Origin of the sequence: Pseudomonas sp. NPDC079367, assembly GCF_044542195.1 — a bacterium.
Taxonomy (GTDB): domain Bacteria; phylum Pseudomonadota; class Gammaproteobacteria; order Pseudomonadales; family Pseudomonadaceae; genus Aquipseudomonas.
On record NZ_JBITTW010000027.1, the window covers coordinates 1 to 23102 of the forward strand.

General features: G+C 58.5%; 17 protein-coding genes. All 17 read left to right on the top strand.

The annotated features are described in order from the left end of the window. Positions 1–576: flagellar basal-body rod protein FlgG (flgG, locus tag ACIGDJ_RS19220; RefSeq protein ID WP_397504594.1), on the top strand; the 576-nt coding region annotated here is incomplete at its 5' end. A gap of 51 nt (positions 577–627) precedes the next feature. After that, positions 628–1323: a flagellar basal body L-ring protein FlgH gene (gene flgH / locus ACIGDJ_RS19225; RefSeq protein ID WP_042558188.1), complete on the top strand. Its 696-nt coding sequence runs from the start codon at positions 628–630 to the stop codon at positions 1321–1323. A gap of 27 nt (positions 1324–1350) precedes the next feature. After that, positions 1351–2439, top strand: a complete 1089-nt coding sequence (locus tag ACIGDJ_RS19230; protein ID WP_256589804.1) for a flagellar basal body P-ring protein FlgI — start codon at positions 1351–1353, stop codon at positions 2437–2439. An 11-nt stretch (positions 2440–2450) separates the two neighbouring features. Then, positions 2451–3767 (top strand): flagellar assembly peptidoglycan hydrolase FlgJ, encoded by a 1317-nt coding sequence (gene flgJ, locus ACIGDJ_RS19235; protein ID WP_312996726.1) that lies wholly within the window; start codon positions 2451–2453, stop codon positions 3765–3767. Between the two features lie 24 nt (positions 3768–3791). Next, entirely contained in the window at positions 3792–5852 is a 2061-nt protein-coding gene (gene flgK / locus ACIGDJ_RS19240) for a flagellar hook-associated protein FlgK (RefSeq protein WP_101158623.1), read from the top strand. Positions 5853–5865: 13 nt separating this feature from the next. Next, positions 5866–7413, top strand: a complete 1548-nt coding sequence (locus ACIGDJ_RS19245) for a flagellar hook-associated protein 3 (RefSeq protein WP_101158624.1) — start codon at positions 5866–5868, stop codon at positions 7411–7413. 69 nt (positions 7414–7482) lie between these two features. Continuing rightward, on the top strand, positions 7483–11043 hold the full coding sequence (locus ACIGDJ_RS19250) for a glycosyltransferase (RefSeq protein ID WP_397480033.1): 3561 nt from the start codon (positions 7483–7485) through the stop codon (positions 11041–11043). A gap of 55 nt (positions 11044–11098) precedes the next feature. After that, positions 11099–13828, top strand: coding sequence for a glycosyltransferase (locus ACIGDJ_RS19255; protein ID WP_397480032.1), 2730 nt, complete (start codon positions 11099–11101; stop codon positions 13826–13828). A 142-nt stretch (positions 13829–13970) separates the two neighbouring features. Next, a complete protein-coding gene (locus tag ACIGDJ_RS19260; RefSeq protein WP_157830881.1) occupies positions 13971–15353 on the top strand; it encodes a bifunctional 2-polyprenyl-6-hydroxyphenol methylase/3-demethylubiquinol 3-O-methyltransferase UbiG in 1383 nt (460 codons plus the stop codon). A 47-nt stretch (positions 15354–15400) separates the two neighbouring features. Continuing rightward, the gene (locus tag ACIGDJ_RS19265; protein ID WP_101158627.1) at positions 15401–16162 is read left to right on the top strand and encodes a class I SAM-dependent methyltransferase; all 762 of its coding nucleotides are present in this window, start codon (positions 15401–15403) and stop codon (positions 16160–16162) included. A 352-nt stretch (positions 16163–16514) separates the two neighbouring features. After that, positions 16515–17447: a ketoacyl-ACP synthase III gene (locus ACIGDJ_RS19270; protein WP_101158629.1), complete on the top strand. Its 933-nt coding sequence runs from the start codon at positions 16515–16517 to the stop codon at positions 17445–17447. 349 nt (positions 17448–17796) lie between these two features. Next, positions 17797–18648, top strand: a complete 852-nt coding sequence (locus ACIGDJ_RS19275) for a flagellin domain-containing protein (RefSeq protein WP_101158630.1) — start codon at positions 17797–17799, stop codon at positions 18646–18648. Positions 18649–18720: 72 nt separating this feature from the next. Beyond that, positions 18721–19086: a flagellar protein FlaG gene (locus ACIGDJ_RS19280; protein ID WP_101158631.1), complete on the top strand. Its 366-nt coding sequence runs from the start codon at positions 18721–18723 to the stop codon at positions 19084–19086. A 73-nt stretch (positions 19087–19159) separates the two neighbouring features. Next, complete coding sequence (fliD, locus tag ACIGDJ_RS19285) at positions 19160–20566, top strand: flagellar filament capping protein FliD (RefSeq protein WP_101158632.1); 1407 nt, start codon at positions 19160–19162, stop codon at positions 20564–20566. A gap of 128 nt (positions 20567–20694) precedes the next feature. Then, positions 20695–21090 (top strand): flagellar export chaperone FliS, encoded by a 396-nt coding sequence (fliS, locus tag ACIGDJ_RS19290; RefSeq protein ID WP_101158633.1) that lies wholly within the window; start codon positions 20695–20697, stop codon positions 21088–21090. Between the two features lie 9 nt (positions 21091–21099). Beyond that, on the top strand, positions 21100–21396 hold the full coding sequence (locus tag ACIGDJ_RS19295; RefSeq protein ID WP_101158634.1) for a flagellar protein FliT: 297 nt from the start codon (positions 21100–21102) through the stop codon (positions 21394–21396). Between the two features lie 170 nt (positions 21397–21566). Then, the gene (locus tag ACIGDJ_RS19300; protein WP_041479014.1) at positions 21567–23042 is read left to right on the top strand and encodes a sigma-54 dependent transcriptional regulator; all 1476 of its coding nucleotides are present in this window, start codon (positions 21567–21569) and stop codon (positions 23040–23042) included. The last annotated feature ends 60 nt before the right edge of the window (positions 23043–23102 follow it).

A 23102-nucleotide genomic window follows, 5' to 3' on the forward strand; every position in this document is an offset into this window, starting at 1 on the left:
GGTGTGCGCATTGTCGGCACGCAGAAAAACGTCACCGCCGGCAGCCTGCAAACCACCGAGCAGCCGCTGGACATGGCAATCGACGGTCGCGGTTTCTTCCAGATCCTGCAGCCGGACGGCACCACGTCCTACACTCGTGACGGTACTTTCCACCTCGACTCCAATGGCCAGATCGTCAACGCCAGCGGTTTCGCGCTGGAACCGGCGATCATCATTCCGAACGATGCGCAGACCTTCACCGTTGGCCGTGACGGCACCGTGTCGATCACCATCGCCGGCAACCCGGCCTCGCAAGTGATCGGCAACCTGCAGACCGCCGACTTCATCAACCCGGCCGGCCTGCAAGCCGTGGGCAACAACCTGTTCCTGGAAACCGCGGCTTCCGGCGCGCCACAGATCGGCACTCCGGGCCTGAACGGTTTTGGTACCACGCTGCAGAACACCCTGGAAACGTCCAACGTCAGCACCGTTGAAGAGATGGTCAACATGATCACCACTCAGCGCGCCTACGAGATGAACTCCAAGGTGATCTCCACCGCCGACCAGATGCTCTCGTTCGTAACGCAGAATCTGTAATCCAGTCTTTGGGGCGGCCTGAGGTCGCCAGCAACACCGTGAGGTAGGGTCATGAATCGCTTTGTATCTGTTCTGGCATTGAGTGGGGTCGTCTCGCTCGCGGGCTGCGTCGCTCCGACGCCCAAGCCCAATGACCCGTATTACGCCCCGGTGTTGCCGCGCACACCGTTGCCGGCTGCCGCCAACAACGGCTCGATCTATCAGGCCGGTTTCGAGCAGAACCTGTACAGCGACCGCAAGGCGTTCCGGGTCGGTGACATCATCACCATCACCCTCAACGAGCGCACCCAGGCGAGCAAGAATGCCAACTCCCAGATGGACAAGAACAGCGACAACAGCATCGGTCTGACCTCGTTGTTCGGCTCCAGCCTGACCACCAACAACCCGATCGGTGGCGGCGACCTGAGCCTGAACGCCGGCTACAGCGCCGACCGTTCGACCAAGGGTGACGCCAAGTCCGGGCAGAGCAACAGCCTGACCGGTTCGATCACCGTGACCGTGGCCGACGTGCTGCCCAACGGCATTATTGCGGTGCGTGGCGAGAAGTGGCTGACGCTCAACACCGGTGACGAACTGGTGCGCATCGCCGGCATGGTCCGCGCCGATGACATCGCGACCGACAACACCGTGTCGTCGACCCGTGTCGCCGATGCGCGCATCACCTACTCGGGTACCGGCGCGTTTGCCGATACGAGTCAGCCAGGCTGGTTCGACCGTTTCTTCCTCAGCCCGCTGTTCCCTTTCTAGGTGGCTACGTTGAATCTGAAAAGCCTTATGGTGGCCGCGTTGTTGATGTCTGCGGCGTTCACCGCACACGCCGAGCGGCTGAAAGACATCGCCAGCATTTCCGGTGTGCGTTCCAACCAGTTGATCGGTTACGGCCTGGTGGTCGGGCTTAACGGCACCGGTGACCAGACGACGCAGACGCCGTTCACCTTGCAGACCTTCAACAACATGCTCTCGCAGTTCGGCATCAAGGTGCCGCCGGGATCGGGCAACGTGCAATTGAAAAACGTCGCGGCGGTGTCGGTGAGTGCCGATCTGCCGGCGTTTGCCAAACCGGGTCAGCAGGTCGACATCACTGTGTCCTCGATCGGTAACTCCAAGAGCCTGCGCGGCGGCACCTTGCTGTTGACGCCGCTCAAAGGTATCGACGGCAACGTCTATGCAATCGCTCAGGGCAACCTGGTGGTCGGCGGTTTCGATGCCGAAGGCCGTGACGGTTCGAAGATCACCGTCAACGTTCCGTCGGCCGGTCGCATCCCTGGCGGTGCATCGGTGGAGCGTTCGGTGCCGAGCGGTTTCAACCAGGGCAACAGCCTGACGCTGAACCTCAACCGCTCCGACTTCACCACCGCCAAGCGCATCGTCGACAAGATCAACGACATGCTCGGCCCTGGCGTTGCGCAAGCCATCGACGGCGGCTCGATCCGTGTCACTGCGCCGCTGGATCCGAGCCAGCGCGTTGATTACCTGTCGATCCTGGAAAACCTCGAAGTCGATCCGGGTCAGGCGGTGGCGAAAGTCATCATCAACTCGCGCACCGGCACCATCGTCATCGGCCAGAACGTGAAAGTGTCGCCGGCCGCCGTGACCCACGGCAGCCTGACCGTGACCATCACCGAAGACCCGATCGTCAGCCAGCCGGGTCCGCTGTCCAACGGCCAGACCGCCGTCGTGCCGCGCTCGCGGGTGAATGCCGAGCAGGAAGCCAAACCGATGTTCAAGTTCGGCCCGGGCACCACCCTCGACGAGATCGTCCGTGCGGTGAACCAGGTCGGCGCAGCGCCGGGTGACCTGATGGCGATTCTCGAAGCTCTGAAGCAGGCCGGCGCGTTGCAAGCCGACCTGATCGTGATCTGAGGCCGGCCACCATGGATATGCGCAAAAGTGGTCTGGTCAGCAGCAGCGATTCGGGTTCGTACTCCGACCTCAATCGTCTGAACCAGCTCAAGGTCGGCGACAAGAACAGCGACGAAAACATGCGCAAGGTTGCGCAGGAATTCGAATCGCTGTTCCTTGGCGAGATGCTCAAGTCGATGCGTTCGGCCACCGAAGCGCTCGGCCAGGACAACCCGCTGAACACGCCGGCGGCCAAGCAGTATCAGGAAATGTACGACCAGCAGTTGGCGGTTTCCATGTCCCGGGAGGGCGGTGGTATCGGCCTGGCCGACGTGCTGATCCGGCAGATGTCGAAGAACAAACCGATGGCCCCGGGCGAGGCTGCCGCCGCGTCCGCCGCCAAGCAGCAGGAAGCGCTGGCCAAGGCCGCCGCCGTGCCGACGCCGATTGCCGCCGGCACCGTTGCCACCCACGGTCCGCTGTCTCGCGTGAACGGCGAGCGGCCGTTGTGGGCGTCGCGTTCGGTGAATGCGCCGAACACCGATATTTCTCACCGCAACGACATGCAATTGATCAATCAGCGTCGCCTGGCTCTGCCGCCAAAACTGGCTGATCGCTTGCTCGCCGGTCTGGTGCCGTCGGCACCGAGTGCTGCCACTGCCAACACGTCGGCAGCTGCGACCAGCGCCTTGCCGCAACGGGCTGCGACTACCGCCGTCACAGGCTCCGGCGCTTTGTACAACGGCGACTGGCTGGCCCGTGCCGAAGAGCAGAAAGCCGCTGGCGGGCAGATGCAGGTTTACGGCCGCGCCATGGCGCAGATTCCGCTGGCGCCGGCGAAGAAGGCCTTCAGTTCCGCTGACGAATTCGTCAACACCATGCTGCCGATGGCCAAGGAAGCCGCCGACCGCATCGGCGTCGACCCGCGTTATCTGGTGGCGCAAGCGGCACTGGAAACCGGCTGGGGCAAATCGGTCATGCGCGCCCAGGATGGCAGCAGCAGCCACAACCTGTTCGGCATCAAGGCGAGCAGCAACTGGAAGGGCGATTCGGCCCGGGCGATCACCAGCGAGTTCCGCAATGGCGCGATGGTCAAGGAGACGGCCGAGTTCCGTTCCTACGCCTCGTACAAGGACAGCTTCCACGATCTGGTGACGTTGCTGCAGAGCAACAATCGCTATCAAGAAGTGCTGAAGTCAGCCGATAACCCAGAACAGTTTGTACGCGAGTTGCAGAAGGCCGGTTACGCCACCGACCCGAACTACGCGACGAAGATTTCGCAAATTGCCAAGCAGATGAACAGTTTTGAAAACTACGCTGCGGCGGGTGTCTCCACCACGCCTTTATAAGGCACAGGTAATAAGGTCTGAACCATGAGTTTGCTCAATATCGGGATGTCGGGTTTATCCGCTAGCCAATCTTCTTTGGTGGTAACCGGTAACAACATTGCCAACGTCGATACCGCCGGCTATTCCCGTCAGCAAACCGTGCAAAACACCAAGGGCTCAAACCAGTACGGCAACGTCTGGATCGGTAGCGGCACCACCCTGGCGGATGTGCGTCGGGTCTACAACAGCTATATCGATGCGCAGTTGCAGACCAGCACTTCGCTCAACAGCGACGCGGCCGCCTACCAGGCCCAGGTCACACCGCTCGACAAGCTGCTGTCCGACAGCGGTACCGGCCTCAATGGCGCGCTGACCAAGTTTTTCGCCTCGGTGCAGAACGTCAATGCCAAGCCGGGCGATGATGCTTCCCGGCAATTGCTGCTCAGCGATGCGCAAGCCCTGAGTGCTCGTTTCAACTCGGTTTCCAGCCAGTTGAACGCACAGAACTCTGACATTAACGGCAACCTGACGAGCATGGCCGATCAGGTCAACAAGCTGGCGGCTACCGTCGCTCAGTTGAACCAGAAGATTTCCCAGATTTCCAGCAGCGGCGGCCAGCCGAACGAGCTGCTCGATGCGCGTAACGAGACCATCCGCCAGCTGTCCACTTTCACGGGCGCGCAGGTGGTCGAGCGTGACGGCAACATGGATCTTTACCTGGGCAACGGTCAGCCGCTGGTAATAGGTGGAACCTCCAGCAAACTGGAAATGACCCCTAGCAAAACCGATCCTTCCCGCTTGGGCGTTGTCTTGAACTACGGCTCCAGTGTCATTGACATGACGGCGAACATCACCGGCGGCGAGATCGGCGGCCTGCTGCGCTATCGCAGCACCGTGCTCGATCCGGCGATGAACGAGCTGGGTCGCGTAGCGCTTGTCGTTGCCGATCAGATGAACACGATCCAGGCGCAGGGCATCGACAAGAACGGTGACTTTGGCGGAAGCCTGTTCAACAGCATCAACAGCGCCGCCAACATCGCCCAGCGCAGCATTGCCACCGATGGCAACAGCGTGGGTTCGGGCAATTTCGAAGTCACGATCAAAGACAGCGGCAAGCTGACCATCAACGATTACAGAGTGACTTTCACCAGCGCCACGGATTACACCGTACAGCGTCTGCCGGAAGGCACCGCCATTGGCGCATTCAGCACCACCACCAACCCGCCACCGGTGATCGACGGTTTTTCGTTGAAACTCACCAACGGCACGGCAGCGGCGGGTGACACGTTCAAAATCACCCCGACGCGCAATGCAGCGACCAATATCAAGACCGAAATGACTGACTCCAAACGTCTGGCCATTGCGGCGCCGCTGGGTGCAGCCATTGCTTCGGGTGCCAGCGGCACGTTGACCATCCCGGCCAGCGGTCAGCCGACCCTGACGACCAAATTCGACATCTACGACGCAACGACGGCCACTGCAATGCAGAACGGCTTGAAGTATTCGACACCGGTCAAGGTAGTGTTTGGCGATCCGTCGGCCGATGGCACCAGCCAGGGATATCAATTGCTGGACGCCAAGGGTGGCGTGCTGAGCAGCGGCACCATCAAGCCGGGTCAGAGCAACACGCTGAACCTGACCATCGCGCTCAAGGATTCGACCGGCGCACCGATTCCGCCGGCGCCGGCTACGCAATACACCGCCAGTTTCGACATGACCGTGGCCGGCGCGCCTGGCAAGGGTACGGCGATCAACATCAGCCTCAGTGAGCCGGGCACGCTGGACAACCGCAACGGCAGCATCCTGGCCGGTTTGCAGACCAGGCAAACCGTGGATACCGGCTCGGCGAGCAAAGGTATTTCCCTGACGGACGCCTACGGCAAGCTGGTTGAAGGAGTCGGCGCCAAAGCGGCGCAGGGCAAACTCGACAGCGCTGCCACCGATGCCATTCTGGCCAATGCCAAAGGCGCCCGTGATTCGCTCTCGGGTGTCGATCTGGACGAAGAGACCGGCAACCTGGTCAAGTTTCAGCAGTACTACACCGCGTCATCGCAGATCATCAAGGCTGCGCAAGAAACTTTCGCCACACTGATCAGCAGTCTTTAAGGAGTCGTAGCCCATGCGCATTTCCACCGGCCAGTTTTACGCCTCCTCGGCAGCCAACTATCAGAAAAACTTCGCCAATGTGGTCAAGAGCAGCGAAGAGGCGAGCAGCCTCGTTCGCGTCAACACCGCGGCCGATGATCCGGTTGGCGCTTCGCGTTTGCTGCAGTTGGGCCAGCAAGCCTCGATGCTTGCCCAGTACAAGATCAACTCCAACACCATCAAGGCCACCCTGGGTCAGGCCGAGTCCGTGATGACCAGCATCACCAACGTCCTGCAACGGGCCAAGGAACTGGCCATTGGTGCCAATAACGCCGGTTTTACCGATGCCGACCGTCAGGCCAATGCCTCGGAACTGGGAAAGATCGAAGACCAGCTGCTGAGCTTGATGAACAGCCAGGACGAAAACGGCAAATACATTTTCGCCGGCTCCAAGGGCGACACCGTCCCGTTCACTCGCAACTCTGATGGGACCTACAGCTACAACGGCGACCAGGTAACCCTGAATCTGCCCGTTGGCGACAGCATGTCGATGGCCACCAACAGTACCGGTTGGGAAGTGTTCCAGCAGGCGATCAATACCAGTCGCACCCAGGTCACTGGCTCGATCAATGACGGTCTCGTGACCTTGTCCGACGGTCAGGTCAGCTCGAACGTGACGTACAACGGCAAATTTCGCGGCGGGGAGCCGTATACCGTGGAGTTTGTCAGCGGTACGCAGTTGAAGATCACTGACGGCCTGGGCAACGACGTCACCAATGAGGCCTCTCAGGGCGGCGTGATCAGCAACGCCAAGGGGCAGAGCATCAGTTTTCGCGGCGTCGATCTGGCCCTGAACATCAATGACCCTGCCGCCCCGCTGACGGGTCGCACGTTCACGCTTGAAGGCAAGCCGGACACCTTCAACGTATCCCGTGGCCCCGGTAACCCAAGTGCGGTGCAGGCGACTGGCACCCGTATCACCGATCAGGCCGCTTACAACGCCAGCTTCCCGAGTGGCTCGGCGGTGCTGAAGTTCACCAGCGCCACGACGTTCGATCTGTACGCGGCGCCGGTTACTGCCGACAGTCAACCGGTCTCCAGCGGCACGATGGTAGGCAATACCGCTACCGCATCCGGGGTGGAGTTCACTTTGAACGACACCGTAGCCAACCCTTTGCAGAACGGTGATCAGTTCAATATTGCGGTCAATACCCACGAAACCCAGAACATTCTGGACACCGTGAGCCAGTTGAAAACCGCACTCAATACGCCGAGCAGTGGTGATGCTGTCGCTACCCAAAAGCAGCAAGCGGCGATGACCGCCGGCATGGCCAACCTCGCCAGCGGTCTCGATCAGGTCTCTGTCAGTATCAGCTCGATCGGCGGTCGCGGTGCGGCGCTGGACAATCAAATCGAATCCAACGAAGCGCTGGTGCTGGCAAATTCACAGACGCAATCGACCATTCGTGACTCTGACCCTGCAGAAGTCATGACGCGGCTGACCCTGCAGCAAAACATGCTGCAAGCCTCTCAATTGGCATTCAGCAAAATCGCTTCGCTCGGCCTGTTCAACCGGCTCTGATAGACCCTCCACGCTGCACGCACCCAGGTGACGGCCATCGTCACCTGGCGTTCTTTCCAGGTTACCCAAATGAACGATCGGCTCCTTGTCAGCATTGCTATTCCTGCCTTCAATCCTGAATTTTTTCGCGGCGCGCTCCTCAGTGCGATCAATCAGGATTATCCGCATCTGGAAATCGTCATATGCGATGACAGCTCCGGTCCGGAAATCGAGGCAATCTGCGAAGAGTTAGCCAAGACATCGTCAGCGAGCCTGCGTTATGTGCGTAATCACCAGCGTTTGGGTTTTGCCCGCAACCTGCTGGCCTGCTTGAATCACGCATCGGGCGAAATGATCAAGTTCCTCTGCGACGATGACTCCCTGGTCCACCATTGCATCAGTCGCCAGGCCACCGTGCTGCAAGAAAACGAGGAACTGAGCATAGTGATCGGTCAGCGATTGCTTTGCGATGCTGACGACATATTGCTTCCTTCTCGTTTGCTCAACTGCCTGATCTCGCCCACAAGCGCCGTGCTCCACGGTACCGACCTGCTGGCGTGTGTCGCCGATAATACGGTCAACCTGTTCGGCGGCATCAGCCATGCCCTGTTCCGTCGCGCTCAAGTCGAGGAATACCTTGGCTCGCTGGTGCAGGATGGAAAGGGTTTTGTCGCACGCCTGGACATGGCTCTTTATATTTGTTTGCTGCGTCGCGGACATCTCGCCAGCCTGGATCAACTCTTGAGTTTTGAGCGCATGCATCCGGGCCGGCTCAGCCATCAGGTGGCAATGACGGAAGTGTTTGCCTGCGAGAGTGAGTGGCTGCTGCAGATGCTGGCTGCGCGCACCAGTGAGAAGGCTCCTGCCGAAGGCTACGTGCGCTATCTGCCGCTGGTTTCGTATCACGGTGCTGACCCGGTGTGGGAAGAACTGGATCTCCGAAATTTCCTCACCAAACAGATCGCGACTTTCAACCAGCAGGTGGGTACGAGCAGCCTTGATTTCGCTGCGTTGTATGCCGAATGGCTGGAGTGTCGCAGTTTGTCTGAGGGACAGCAGCGTCTGCTGCCCAAGCGCATCGAACAGTGGCCCTGTCAGCCGCGCATCATGCCTGTGGTGTTCTGTCATGAAGATGACGAGCTTGCGCTGCGCGCGACGTTGGACAGTCTGACGGCGCAGTCTTACGTTGCCAGCCGTATTCTGTTGCTGGGGCCTGCCGGTTCAACGTCACCGGCCGTTGCCGGGGTGGAATATCAGGTTCTGCGGGATGACGGATTTGGCCAGATCAATACCTTGCTGGCCAATGACGCTCAGGCGGACTGGATACTTCTGCTGCAGGCAGGTGATCGTCTACACCCTCATGCGCTGGTCATAATGGCCGAACGCATGGCCTTGCGAACGGACATGCTATGCCTGTACAGCGATGAAGGGACGCACGATGGGCGAGGGCCCTCGATGCCGATTTTCAAGCCCGATTTCAATCTCGATCTGATGCGCAGCTTGCCTTACGTGGGACGGCAGTTGGCGTTCAAGTGTGAGGCGTTATCGTCGATCGGCGGGTTTGACGAACAGTACGCGGAACTGGCGTCACACGATGTGCTCTGGCGTCTGGTCGAAACTCACGGTTTGCAGGTGGTTGAGCACATCCCTGAAGTGCTCGTGCAGAGTCAGTACAGTTACGCCGACTGGATGCGTGATCCCGCCATTCAGGCCCAGGCCGCACCGGTAGTGCGCGCGCATCTGCAACGTCTGGGCGTCTTGGCCCAGGTCGACAGTACGCCCGATAGCGTAACAACCCGGGTGCGCTATCAGCACCCACAGTCGGCCAGTGTGTCGATCCTGATTCCGGTCTGCGCAGACTTGCTGACCTTGCGCCGTTGTGTCGAATCTTTGTTCGAGCACACCCGTTATGGCGCGTATGAAGTACTGCTGATCGCCAACGGTGATGAATCAGCCGAGGTGCAAGACTGGTTAAAGGCGATGGAAGGGCTGGGCGGCGATCAGTTGCGGGTCGTTGGCGTGCAATCGCGATCTCGAGCAGAGAGCTTGAATCAAGCCAGCGAGCAGGCGCGGGGTGATTACCTTTTATTGCTGGATGCGCAGTGTGCACTGTTCGATGGGCAGTGGCTTGATGAACTCATGCTACAAGCCCAGCGTCCTGAAGTGGGCGTCGTCGGGCCCAAGCTGTTCGGCCGTGATGGCACGGTCGCTGCGGGTGCTCTGGTATTGGGCCTGCGGGGGCTGGCAGGTAATCCGTTTGTGGGTTGTGTCGATAGCAGTTATCTCGATCGTTTGAATGTGGTGCAGAACTGGAGCGCCCTGAGTCTGAATTGCCTGATGGTTCGACGGACGCTGTTCCGTGAGCTGCAAGGGTTGGACACTGATTCGTTGCGACAGAGTTGGCTCGATGCGGACTTGTGTCTGCGGGCACACGAGCTTGGCTACCTGGTCGTTTGGACGCCTTTTTCCAAAGTGGCGCGATTGGGTATGGCAAGCGCTGCCTCGGCCATCGATCAGGAGGCCGACCAGCAAGCCTTCTATCAGCGGTGGCTGCCCAAGGTCGCTTGTGACCCCAATTACAATCGAAACCTGAGCCTGACCCAGGGAAGCTTCAACCTTGAACCCGGTCTGCGCACTGGCTGGGATCCTTTCATCGACCGCGCGATGCCTTCAGTGCTGGCTTTGCCGTTCAATGCGTCCGGTGTCGGTCACTACCGCGTCATTCAGCCATTCAGTGAGCTGGAGCGCGCTGGCTGGATTCAGGGGCGTCTGAGCTACAGCATGCCGAAACCTGTCGAGGCAGAACGTGAAAAGCCGGATGTCATTATCATCCAGCTTCGCTATGCGAACGAAAGCAGCAAGGAGATCGCACGGCTCAAGCAATTCTCCAACGCCCGCCGAATCTTCGAGATCGATGACTACATCATCGATCCGCCGAAAAAGAACGACCATGTCCGAAACTGGCCGGCTGACACCGCGCAAAAACTCAGTCAGGCCATAGGTCTGTGTGATCGGCTCGTCGTTTCTACCGAGCCATTGGCCGATGCGCTGTCACACATGCATCAGGATATTCGTGTGGTACCCAACATGCTCGCAGCCTCGCTGTGGGCCGGGCTGACCAGCGAGCGCCAGACGAGTATCAAGCCGAGGGTCGGATGGGCGGGGGGAACCAGTCACCGTGGTGACCTTGAGTTGATGCTGGATGTCGTCAAATGCCTGGCCGATGAAGTCGACTGGGTCTTCTTCGGCATGTGCCCCGACATTCTTCGTCCCTACGTAAAAGAGTTCCACAGAGGCGTACCGCTGGCTCAGTACCCGCAGAAGCTGGCCAGCCTCAACCTCGACCTGGCCCTGGCTCCGCTCGAGCAGAATCTGTTCAACGACTGCAAGAGCAACCTGCGCCTGCTGGAATATGGCGTGTGCGGCTTTCCTGTGATTTGCACCGACACAAGGGCCTATGCGGGGTACTTGCCATGCACGCGGGTGCGCGAAAACTCGACTGAGCAGTGGTTGGAGGCGATTCGCATGCACTTGTCGGATCCCCAGGCCAGCTACCGTCAAGGCGATGCCCTGCGTGAAGTGGTGTTACGAGACTATTTGCTTACACCGCGTCATCTGCAGCACTGGGCGAATGCCTGGCTGGCGGACTGAACCCTGACGCTCGGCCAAGCCGGGCGCTGAACCCATTATTTGAAACAGGTACGCTATGAACGCAATCGCAACCGGGTCGCGCAGTGATGTTACGGTCGTTCTGCTCGGGCATGAACAGGCGGGCTATCGAGCACGGACACAGCACTTCTACGATCAGAACGAAGTCTCCTTTCTGTCATTGGAGTCGTTGCAGGCCGGCAGCGGGACTTTGTGCAGCCAGCGGCTGGCCCACGCGCTGGATAACGTGACGACACCATTGGTGGTCCTCGCGCTGGACTGCGACTTCATCTTGCCCGCAGCTCTGGACGCTGCCGCTGTTCGTTTGCAGGCAGCCTCGCACGCCATAGGGGCTCAGGGTTACGCACTGGCTTATGCGCTAGGCAATGGGCAAGCGGCTTATCACAAAGTCGGCTCTGTCCGCGCACCCATATCCGAAGTCAGCGCCACTGCTCGTTTGCGCCAGTACGCCGAGGCGGCCCAGCCTGCCTGGCGAGCGGTACTGCGAGTCGAGGCCTTGCAGAGCGCACTGGCGCAAGTGCCGGGTCACCTGGATTTCTCCGGCTGGCGCGTAGCACTGTCCTATGCACTGCTGGCGCAGGGCGGGATCGAATCCATTGAGCAGACCGATGTGATTTGTGAGTACGCGCCTTGCACGCTGCCCGTTGCCGCTCAGGAAGAGCGCTTCACCCAGGCCGTTCGCGCACTGCTTGAGTGGGATGCGGCCGGGTTTGGCCTGTGCACGGGTGAGGCAGGTTTTGCACTGCTCAACCGTTTTGTCCGCAACACCTTTGCCGCGCTGGAGCAGCCGCTGCTGTTCACTTCGTCCTGGACGAGTGTCAAAGAGGATCCGGAGCGGGTGTTCGAGCCGCGTCAGTTCGTCGAGCTTCCGTACTACAGCGGGTCAGTGTTCCAATACCTGACCTCGCTGGAGTTTCTCTGTCATGCCTGGCCGGCGGGCGGGCAGCAGTTCCAGGCCTTGGAGGGTAGTTGGGTTCGCCAGCGCGAACTCTTGCTGACTCACCCCAACGATACCCGCGGAAGTCTCCAGCATCGTTACTGGCAGGCGCTGGAGTTGGGCCGGTTCAATCGCGAGGTCTGCCAACGGCTGGTCTCGTCCTTGACCAGCGAAGACGACGAAGCTATTGCCAGTGAGCTCAATGCCTGGCTCCAGCGGCTGGCGCAGATCCCGTCTTATGATGCGCAGCAGAGCCTGGCCGCTACCCCTTCGGGCCAAGTGCTGGCGACGCTGGCGGCAGCGACGCCGGATGAGCTCGCGCGTGAACGTGTGTCCGCGCATCTGGCGCGCTCGCCCGGTGAGCAAATTGCATTCGTTGTGCTCGATCTCGCCGACGATGACGACGCCTTGCAAGCCACCTTCGACAGCCTGCTTGCCAGTGGCGTACGCAATTTCAAGCTGCTGGTTCTCAAGGCCGGTAAGCCGCCGGTGATCACCACTGCGCGTGACACCCTGCACTTCATTCAGGTTACGGAGGGCAACTGGGTCGCCCACCTGAATCAGGCCGTGCGCCAATTGCAGAGTGAATGGATGCTGCTGCTGAAGGCCGGTGAGCAGTTGCTCGCTGGCGGATTGCTGCACTTGTCGCTGGAGCTGAGTCATGCAGCAACCTGCCAGGCGATCTGCGCCAACGAAGTGCAACGCGATAGCCACGGGCGCTTGAAGAGCGTCGTGCGACCAGGTGCCGATCTCGATCTGCTGCGCGGTCAACCTGCCCTGATGTCTCGCCACTGGCTGATACGACGTCAGGCCGTGCTCGACCTGGGAGGCTTCGGCGATGCCCAGCCTCAGGCCGTCGAGCTTGACCTGCTGCTGCGTCTGGTGGAATCGCAGGGCGTGGCCTGCCTTGCTCATCTGGATGACTACCTGGTGCTCGGCGAAGAGTCATCGCAGGCATTGATGACCCAGGCCCAGGTAGTGCTGGAACGTCACCTCAGGCTACTGGGCTATCGTGGTCATGTCAGTGACGACGGCACTTGCGTGTTGCAGATCGATTTTCGTCATGCCGCCACGCCATTGGTCAGCATCCTGCTGGCCAGCGAGGAGGGTGCAGCGCCGTTGCAGGCGTGCCTGGCCAGCGTGCTGCAACGTACGCGCTATCCACGTTATGAAGTGATCGTGGCGTGCTCGGGTGAAAGTGGCGCTGACGAAGTGGGCGAGCACCGTGGAGTGGGCAACCGTGTGCGGGTGTTGAACGCAGAGTCCGGTGCTTCGCGTAACGACTTGCTCAATTTGGCGGCGAGCCAGGCCAAGGGCGAATATCTGGTAATGCTGTCGGCCACCGCAGAGGTCATCAGCCCTGCCTGGCTTGAAGGCTTGCTCAACGAGGCACAACGCCCTGAAGTCGGCGTTGTCGGGGGCGCGCTGTATGGCGCTGATTCAACCCTGGCGCATGCCGGTTATGGTTTATTGAGCGGCCCACAAATTGACTCGCCTTGGCTGGGCACCGCTGATCAATGGCCATTGTCAGTGCGTGGTTGCATGGCTGTTTCCGGGGATTGCCTGATGATGCACAAGTCACTGTTCGAGCAGTGCGGCGGTATGCAGGCGCTGCCAGGTGCGGATATCGAGTTGTGCCTGCTGGCAAAGGACGCAGGCCTTACGGTGGTATGGACGCCGCAGGCTCAGATCAGCGTTGCAGATTTCTCGGCACCTGACGCCGGTGTGGCGCAGGCGCTGGCCGAGCGTTGGCCACAGGCTTTCACCGGGGCGGCATCTGACAAGACGCCTGACACCGTTGGCGAGTTGGCCTGGATGGCGATGTTGTAAGCGCCTTGGCGTGATTACCGGTTAAGTGCGGCTGCTCCCTGGTCAGGGGGGCGGCTTCACGTTGTGACTCACGGGGGTACCCAAGGCGCGAGATACCGCGACGTCGTGTGTCCTTGTCCAAATTCAATAACGAAGTGCCCGCATGAAACCTATTCGAATCGTATGTGGAACGCGCGTGTCTGAGCAGGAGTTCTCCACCGAGACTGCTCTTGGCCGCTCCTTGTTGATCCACCAGTCGGCCAATCCCGTTGAAATCAGGCTTTTTGCCGAGAATACGCAGGGGCTTTCGACTATTTACAACCGCGTCATTGATGAAGCCCGGGACAATCCTGCCATTCTGGTGTTCGTTCATGACGATGTGCACCTGTGTGACTTCTTGTGGAGCGAGCGGATACGCGAAGGCGTTGCAGCGTTCGATATTGTCGGGCTTGCAGGCAACACTCGGCGTGTTGAGGGGCAACCCGCGTGGGCCTTCATTGATGACCGGTTCACTTGGGATCAGGCGTGCTTCCTGAGTGGTATGGTCGGGCACGGCAATAGTTTCCCCTGTGTCGTCTCCAATTTCGGGCCTGTGCCACAACCTTGCAAACTGCTCGACGGGCTGCTGCTTGCGGCGGACAGCGAGCGCCTGGAACAGGCCGGAGTGCGCTTTGACGAGCAATTCGAGTTTCATTTCTATGACATGGATTTTTGTCGTTCGGCTGAATTGAACGGTATGAGCATGGGCACGTGGCCGTTGAGCGTTGTCCATGAAAGCGCAGGTGCGTTCGGTACGCCTGCGTGGCGCGAGAGCTTTCGCCGTTATCAGGAAAAGTATGCCGTTACAGACACCCGAAAGCCTCAGGAGGCTACTGTGCAGAAACAAACGCCGGTCCATCAGTTCCATAACCCGGATTTACTCAAGCTGATGCCTGCCAATGCCAAGCGTGTCGTGGAGATCGGCTGCAGCTCGGGTGCGCTGGCGCGCGAATACAGAAAACTGAACCCCGATGTTCATTACACCGGGATCGAGATCGATGCAGGCTATGCGCAACTGGCACGCGAGCACTGTGATCGTGTGCTTGACATGAATATCGAAACGGCCAGCGATGATTTGCTTGCCGGCGATCTGGCCGCTGACTGCTGGGTCTTCGGGGATGTGCTTGAACATCTTTACGACCCATGGCAGCTCTTGCAGAGAATCCGTGAGGCGAGTGCCCCCGGCAGCTGTGTCGTCGCGTGCATTCCAAATGCTCAGCACTGGAGTGTTCAGGCGCGGCTCAGTGTGGGTGATTTCCGCTATGAAGACTCCGGTCTGTTCGACAGAACACATATTCGTTGGTTTACGCTGACCACCATGCTCGAAATGTTCAACCAGGCCGGTTTGACTGTCGAAGCGGGCGTGCCACGCGTTTTTGAAGAGCCTCAGCGCGAGAGATTTCTGCCAGTGATCCATGCGATGGCTGCGGCGGCGGGGAGGGATCCGGAGATGGCTGTCCAGGATGCGTTACCGTTGCAGTACGTGTTCAGGGCTGTAGCAGGTTGATGTTCTGCGTCGACACCTTATCTTCATTCCGATTGGAAATTTGAAATATGCACCCCACCGCAATGCAAAATGGACAATTGTTTTTCGATACCTATCTGGGTGAAGACTCAACTTGCGTGGTTGTCGAGATTGGCGCACAAAACGTGAACGGGTCACTTCGGGAAGTCGCGCCGTCCAGCGTGCACTACATTGGGGTTGACTTCGTCGTCGGAAAAGGGGTCGACGTCGTCTTGACCGACCCGTACAGCCTTCCGTTCGAGAGTGAGTCTGTCGATGTGATCGTCAGCTCCTCCTGCCTTGAGCACTCAGAAATGTTCTGGCTGTCGTTCACGGAGTGCTTGAGGGTTCTGAAGCCGGATGGCCTTATGTTCATCAACGTGCCCTCTAACGGCGCCTTTCACCGTTATCCGGTCGACTGCTGGCGTTTCTACCCTGACGCAGGGAGTGCCTTGGTCACCTGGGCCAAGCGTCAAGGTATGAACCCCGCGTTGCTGGAGTCCTTCATCACCCCTCAGCATGAGGATGTATGGAGCGACTTCCTCGCCGTTTTCGTCAAAGACGAAGCCTGCATACGCCAGCATCCGAACCGAATGATCAAAGCGATCTCAAAGTTTGAGAATGGCAAGGTTTCCGGAAGTGAGCAGATTTTCAGCTATTTTGAGTTTCCCGAAGACATTCGTCGATTGAACGAAGCTGTTCAACGACTGAGCGCGATGGAAGGTCGTGAGGCCATCGTCAATGATGTCCTGGAAAAGCTTCACGAATTCACCAAAGGCCAGGGCCCTGCAGCCCTGGCCGATCTTGCTTGAAGGCCTGAAGGTCTTCGGCCCGGGAAACAGGAAAACCTCCAGCCAGAAGTTTTCACCAGCCGCCATTCGTGGCGGTTTTCAGTCATGGCGGGTGAAACTGCCTTTGCAAAACCCACCCCAATCAGTGAGCAGGGCGCCCCGGGCTTTGGATGCGCCTTGCGCCGTTTTTGGCCCTGTCGGCAACCGATTCGATAAAAGCGCGTGACTCGGAAGTCACGGCGGGCATCTTCACTGTTATCATTCCCGCAACCGGGACAGCTAAGCCGGCGAACGGTGTTGTCAGGCGTTTGTTGCCTGGCGCGCATTCGTGGTGCCTGGTGGGCATTTTGCTTTTTCTGAATTGGGAAGCCATATGATTGGCATTAAAAGTATCGCCAGTTACGTGCCGGCTGAAGGGCTGGACAATTACGCGCAAGGCGCGAAATTCGGTAAGGATCAGGAATTCATCTTCGGCAAGATCGGTTCGACGTTCTTGCCCCGCAAAAGCGCCGGACAGGAAACCTCCGACCTGTGTGTCGAGGCCGTCAATGCCCTGTTTTCCGGCAACCCTGAGTTGGACCCGGCCTCAATCGACGTTGTGATCGTTGTCACTCAGAACGGCGATGCTGAAGGCTTACCGCACACTGCCGCGATCGTTCAGCACAAGCTCGGTCTGCCGACCCATATCGCCGCCTTCGACATCTCTCTGGGATGCTCCGGCTACGTGTACGGTTTGTATGCCATGAAGGGTTTCATGGAGGCTGCCGGGCTGAAAAACGGTCTGTTGATCACGGCCGATCCTTATTCAAAGATTGTCGATCCTGAAGATCGCAACACCACCATGCTGTTCGGTGATGCCGCAACGGTGACCTGGATGGGCGAAGGTGCGCACTGGCAGTTGGGCAAGTCGCTTTTCGGCACCGATGGCGCAGGCGCGGAATTTTTGCGTACCACCGATGGCAAGTTCTTCATGAATGGTCGTCAGGTCTACAATTTTGCCTTGGTCAAAGTGCCGGCTCACTTGCAGCAATTGCTTGATGCAAGCCAATTGCAAGCCACGGACATCGACCTTTACTGCTTGCACCAGGGAAGCGCGGCGATTGTTGATGCGGTATCCCAGCGTTTCGAGGGCGGTGACCCCAAGCGTTTTGTCAAGGATATGACCGAGACAGGCAATACCGTATCGTCCAGTATTCCGCTGCTGCTTGAAAAGCACGTGATGGGTTCACAGCATAAGCGCGTCGCCCTGAGCGGCTTTGGTGTCGGCCTGTCGTGGGGCTCGGCGATCATTGAGCGCGTTGACTGACAGCCGGTTGCATTAAAGAACGCCGCCTTACCCTGGCGGCGTTTTTGTGTGTGGATTTTCACCATCCATATCTTGCGCTCCGTTCGAGCGACGAGAGCTGCCATGCGCAGGATTCTGTGCGCTGGGGTGTAAATCTGCTGAAACACCCTGAGTCATGTTTGATGATGTGCTGATTTCTGGCGTCAAATCCCCGCGTTTGCTGGGCTGGCGGGATGCCACCAATTATTTTTAAAAAATCAGCTAAAGCAACGTGCCATGACGACGATAACTATTACGAAGGTTCTCTGTGCCACACCCGGCGAATTGCCAAGGCCGGAAGCCGTAGTACCCAACCAACGAGGAATTCGTCATGGCTTTGACTGTTAACACCAACACCACCTCCCTGGGCGTTCAGAAAAACCTGAACCGTGCTTCCGACGCTCTCAGCACTTCGATGTCCCGTCTGTCGTCCGGCCTGAAAATCAACAGCGCCAAAGACGATGCTGCTGGCCTGCAGATCGCTAACCGTATGACTTCGCAAATCCGCGGTCAGACCATGGCAATCAAAAACGCCAACGATGCAATCTCCATCGCGCAGACCGCTGAAGGCGCGATGCAAGAGCAGACCAACATCCTGCAGCGTATGCGTGAACTGGCTCTCCAGGCACGAAACGACTCCAACACTACCGATGACCGTGATGCACTGGACAAAGAATTCCAGTCGATGACCAAAGAGCTGGATCGTATCGCTGCCAGCACCCAGCTGAACAACAAGAACCTGCTCGACGGTAGCACTACCACCGCGATGGTTTTCCAGGTGGGCTCCAACACCGGTTCCGACAACCAGATCAGCATCACCCTGACTGACGCAATGAACACTGCCGGTGCTCTGAGCGCACTGGACGGCAAGGCTATCACTGGTGCTGCTTCCGATATCGAAGCAAACTTCAGTGGCGCGATGACCGCCATCGACGAAGCACTGAAAAACATCAACACCACCCGTGCTGACCTCGGCGCCGTTCAGAACCGTCTGACCAGCACCATCGCCAACCTGCAGAACATCAACGAAAACGCCGAAGCTGCACGTGGTCGTGTACAAGACACCGACTTCGCCGCTGAAACTGCCCAGCTGACCAAGCAGCAGACTCTGCAACAAGCGTCGACTTCGGTTCTGGCCCAGGCCAACCAACTGCCATCGGCCGTACTGAAACTGCTTCAGTAATCGCCTGATGATTGTCGGCGGGGGAGCGCACCTGTGGTGCTCCTCCGCTTTTTACATTGAGAGGTGGTTGGTATGGATATGAGCGTCAAGCTGAACCTGTCTTACCAGGCCACGAAGCCGGTCGAGCAGGCCGCCGAATCACCTGTGGTCAAGCCCTCTCGGGCTGTTGAGCCCATCAAGCCAGCACAGGACGAGGCCGACACCGGTCTTACCGAAGCTGAGAAAGTCAAAAGGGCGCTCAAGGATATCGAGACATTTCTCGCTACCTCGCGTCGTAACCTCGAATTTTCCACGGACGAAGAGTCCGGCAGAATTGTAGTTAAAGTCATCGCCAGTGAGACTGGAGAGCTGATCCGCCAACTTCCTTCGGAAGAGGCGTTGAGAATTGCTCACAGTCTGAGCGATGTAAACAGCCTGTTGTTCGACGCCAAGGTCTGACGGTGGCGGGCGAGCGGCAAGTTCGCTAGTCTTTTACCGACTAGGGGCGGCATGCACTCAAGAGGGAATAGCAATGGCGAGTACGATTTTACCAGGCACGGGTCTGGGTTCCGGCGTTGATATCAACGCCATTGTGAAAACACTGGTTGCGGCCGAGACCGATCCCAAGTCCAACCAGATCAAACGCCAGACCGCCAATAACACCGCCATGCTTTCAGGTGTGGCGTCGCTCAAGAGTGCGCTGTCCGTGTATCAGGCGGCGATGAAAAAACTCAACGACACCGCAGCCCCTTCGTTTAGCGCATACACGGCAACGTCCAGCAGTGACACTACGGTCAAAGCCACGTCGGATAACACGGCGGTGCCGGGTAGCTACATGGTTCGTGTCGAAAATCTCGCCACTTCGTCGAAAGTCGCCACCAAGAACTTCGAAGCGGGGCCCAGTACCCCGATCGCTGAGGGTGACTTGCTGATTACGCAGGACGGCGTGACCCACACTGTCAAGGTTGGCGCCGGTGCGACCTTGCAGTCGGTGCGTGATTCCATCAATACATCGCTCGCCGAGAAAGGCATCAGCGCCAACATCGTAACCGGTGCGGACGGTTCGCGCCTGGTATTCAGTTCCACGATGACCGGTAAAGAAACCGATATATCGGTTGGAGGCATTGCCGATCTAGAAATCCCTGCTGGACAGGAAATGGTCGGTGACGGTGCTGGCTATGTCGGCGAGAAGGCCGAGGATGCGCTGATCTATGTGGACGGTATCAAGGTCTCAAGCAAGACCAACACCGTCACTGGCGCGATCAGTGGTATCAGTCTTGATCTGCTTCAGGAGACCGGAACTGACCCGGGCAAGGCGATCAAGGTCACCGTGGGTGAAAACACCGAGGGTTTGAAAACATCGATTCAGGCCTATGTCGATGCGTACAACACACTGGTCAAGACCGCCAACAACCTGACGGCTACCTCGAAGGACGAAGAAGGCAATCTGGTGCTGGGGTCGCTGACCAACGACCCGACTACGCGAGCACTGCTTTCGGATCTGCGCAAGCAGCTTGCCACGGAGAGCAACGGTGATCGACTCACTAGCCTTAGCCAGTTGGGCATCAATACACAGAAGGACGGTACGCTTGAATTCAACGGTGTCAAATATGACACTGCTATGAAAGAGAAAAAGCTGGGCGCCGATGTGCAGCAGCTTTTCAGCGGCACCAATGGTGTCTTCGAGCGCATGAACAAGGCGATCGAACCCTATCTGCAAACCGGCGGTATTCTCGATACGCGCAAGAACGGTCTGGACAAGCTGCAAACCGACCTTACTAACCAGCAGCTGGCGCTGGGTCGTCGTATCGACGCGCTGACCGAGACGCTGACCAAGCGCTACGTGGCCATGGACACCCTGGTCGGCAAGCTTGAGGCGCAACGCAAGAACATCGTTTCGATGTTCAACTCCATCGAGGCGCAGCAGAAGAATTCCTGACCGCGTGACAGGTTGTAAGCCCGGCTAGCCATCACAGGCGCTCCGGGCTTTCGCGTTTGTGCGCTAAAGTTTTTTGCTGCGCAGACGATAAAGGCAATATGAACATTTTCGTTGTAATGAGGTAGAACATGAATCCTATGTTGGCCCTTCGGCAATACCAGAAAGTCAACGGCGTGGCTCAAACCTCCGAGGCGAGCCCGCACCGCCTGGTACAGATGCTGATGCAGGGTGGCCTGGATCGTATCGCGCAGGCCAAGGGCGCCATTGCGCGTAATGATGCCGCCCAGAAAGGTATCCTGATCGGCAAGGCCATCGGTATCGTTGGCGGCCTGCGTGAAGGGCTCGATCTGGAAAATCAGGCCGAAGCCCTGGCGGACATCGATTCACTCTACGCCTACATGAGCAAACGCCTTGTCGAAGCCAACATTAAAAATGACCCCGAGATCCTCAATGAGGTAGCGCGCCTGCTGATTACCTTGAAAGAGGGGTGGGATGCAATTGGTGATCAGGTTCCCGACGCCTAGGAGAACACCATGAGTGCTGTGCTCGAACGTATCGAACAAACCCGTTACGCACTGCTCGGGGCGCTGGAGAGTCGTGATTGGGGAACCATCACCGAACTTGATCTGAGCTGCCGCGTTTGCGTCGAGGATGTGCTTGCGCAAACGTTGGACAATGAGCAGAGTGTGCGCAGCAGTCTGCAAGATCTGCTCGACGTGTACCGCCAGCTGATTGATGTGGCGTGTGAAGAGCGTCAAACAATAGTCGATGAAATGGCAAAGATTCGCCAAGCGAAAAACGCCGCAAACATCTACCATTTGTTCACGTAAAGCGGGCCGATTAGTAAAACCACTGCGCCATAAATTTGACTGTGCACGGTTTTTTGACTTAACTAGTGGCTATTATCAGGTTTAGGGCGTCTACAGGCACATGGTGTCCTGCAAGCGTCTCGCTTGCCTTATTTTTCGGGCATTGAGTTGACTAGGGAAGTTGCTATTGCATGTGGCGTGAAACCAAAATTCTGCTGATCGATGACGATAGCGTCCGCCGCCGCGACCTGGCGGTGATTCTGAATTTTCTTGGCGAAGAAAATTTACCCTGCGGCAGCCATGACTGGCAGCAGGCTGTCGGCTCTTTGTCGTCTAGTCGTGAAGTCATTTGCGTACTGATCGGGACGGTTAATGCTCCTGGCGCGCTTTTGGGCTTGCTAAAGACACTCGCAACCTGGGATGAGTTCCTTCCGGTTTTGTTAATGGGCGATAATTCTTCCGTTGACCTGCCTGAAGACCAGCGTCGCCGGGTTCTGTCGACCCTGGAGATGCCGCCCAGCTACAGCAAATTGCTCGATTCGCTGCACCGCGCCCAGGTCTATCGCGAAATGTACGACCAGGCCCGCGAACGCGGCCGTCATCGCGAACCCAACCTTTTCCGCAGCCTCGTCGGCACCAGTCGTGCCATTCAGCACGTCCGTCAGATGATGCAGCAAGTGGCGGACACCGACGCGAGCGTGTTGATCCTCGGCGAGTCCGGCACCGGCAAGGAAGTGGTCGCGCGCAACCTGCATTACCACTCCAAGCGCCGCGACGCGCCGTTCGTGCCGGTCAACTGCGGGGCGATCCCGGCAGAGCTGCTGGAAAGCGAACTGTTCGGCCACGAGAAGGGCGCCTTCACCGGCGCGATCACCAGCCGTGCCGGGCGTTTCGAACTGGCTAACGGCGGCACGCTGTTCCTTGATGAAATCGGCGACATGCCGCTGCCAATGCAGGTCAAGCTGCTGCGCGTGCTGCAGGAGCGTACCTTCGAGCGCGTGGGCAGCAACAAGACCCAAAGTGTCGACGTGCGTATCATTGCCGCGACCCACAAGAATCTCGAAAGCATGATCGAGATCGGTTCGTTTCGCGAAGACCTCTACTATCGCCTGAACGTGTTCCCGATCGAGATGGCGCCGCTGCGTGAGCGCGTCGAAGATATCCCGCTGTTGATGAACGAACTGATCTCGCGCATGGAGCACGAGAAGCGCGGTTCGATCCGTTTCAACTCCGCTGCGATCATGTCGCTGTGCCGCCACGGCTGGCCGGGCAACGTCCGCGAGCTGGCCAACCTCGTCGAGCGCATGGCGATCATGCACCCGTACGGGGTGATCGGCGTGGTCGAGTTGCCAAAGAAATTCCGCTACGTCGACGACGAAGATGAGCAGATGGTTGACAGCCTGCGCAGCGATCTCGAAGAGCGCGTGGCCATCAACGGCCATACGCCTGACTTCAGCGCCAATGCGCTGTTGCCGCCGGAAGGTCTGGATCTCAAGGATTATCTCGGCGGTCTTGAGCAGGGCCTGATCCAGCAGGCGCTGGACGATGCCAATGGCATTGTTGCCCGTGCCGCTGAGCGTCTGCGCATTCGTCGCACCACGCTTGTCGAGAAGATGCGCAAGTACGGAATGAGCCGGGCCGGAGGCGATGAACAGGCGGATGATTGACGCCTGTTTTCCAACCGTTTCATTTATAAGCTGTTTTTTTTAGGCACGGGTATTGCTATA

Excerpts from the sequence above, each read along its gene's own strand:
- ACIGDJ_RS19250 (WP_397480033.1), top strand. The coding sequence starts at position 7,483 with ATGAACGATCGGCTCCTTGTCAGCATTGCTATTCCTGCCTTCAATCCT.
- ACIGDJ_RS19300 (WP_041479014.1), top strand. The coding sequence starts at position 21,567 with ATGTGGCGTGAAACCAAAATTCTGCTGATCGATGACGATAGCGTCCGC.
- ACIGDJ_RS19260 (WP_157830881.1), top strand. The coding sequence starts at position 13,971 with ATGAAACCTATTCGAATCGTATGTGGAACGCGCGTGTCTGAGCAGGAG.
- ACIGDJ_RS19255 (WP_397480032.1), top strand. The coding sequence starts at position 11,099 with ATGAACGCAATCGCAACCGGGTCGCGCAGTGATGTTACGGTCGTTCTG.
- flgK (WP_101158623.1), top strand. The coding sequence starts at position 3,792 with ATGAGTTTGCTCAATATCGGGATGTCGGGTTTATCCGCTAGCCAATCT.
- ACIGDJ_RS19295 (WP_101158634.1), top strand. The coding sequence starts at position 21,100 with ATGAGTGCTGTGCTCGAACGTATCGAACAAACCCGTTACGCACTGCTC.
- ACIGDJ_RS19275 (WP_101158630.1), top strand. The coding sequence starts at position 17,797 with ATGGCTTTGACTGTTAACACCAACACCACCTCCCTGGGCGTTCAGAAA.
- ACIGDJ_RS19270 (WP_101158629.1), top strand. The coding sequence starts at position 16,515 with ATGATTGGCATTAAAAGTATCGCCAGTTACGTGCCGGCTGAAGGGCTG.
- fliS (WP_101158633.1), top strand. The coding sequence starts at position 20,695 with ATGAATCCTATGTTGGCCCTTCGGCAATACCAGAAAGTCAACGGCGTG.
- ACIGDJ_RS19265 (WP_101158627.1), top strand. The coding sequence starts at position 15,401 with ATGCACCCCACCGCAATGCAAAATGGACAATTGTTTTTCGATACCTAT.
- fliD (WP_101158632.1), top strand. The coding sequence starts at position 19,160 with ATGGCGAGTACGATTTTACCAGGCACGGGTCTGGGTTCCGGCGTTGAT.
- ACIGDJ_RS19230 (WP_256589804.1), top strand. The coding sequence starts at position 1,351 with ATGGTGGCCGCGTTGTTGATGTCTGCGGCGTTCACCGCACACGCCGAG.
- ACIGDJ_RS19280 (WP_101158631.1), top strand. The coding sequence starts at position 18,721 with ATGGATATGAGCGTCAAGCTGAACCTGTCTTACCAGGCCACGAAGCCG.
- ACIGDJ_RS19245 (WP_101158624.1), top strand. The coding sequence starts at position 5,866 with ATGCGCATTTCCACCGGCCAGTTTTACGCCTCCTCGGCAGCCAACTAT.
- flgH (WP_042558188.1), top strand. The coding sequence starts at position 628 with ATGAATCGCTTTGTATCTGTTCTGGCATTGAGTGGGGTCGTCTCGCTC.
- flgJ (WP_312996726.1), top strand. The coding sequence starts at position 2,451 with ATGGATATGCGCAAAAGTGGTCTGGTCAGCAGCAGCGATTCGGGTTCG.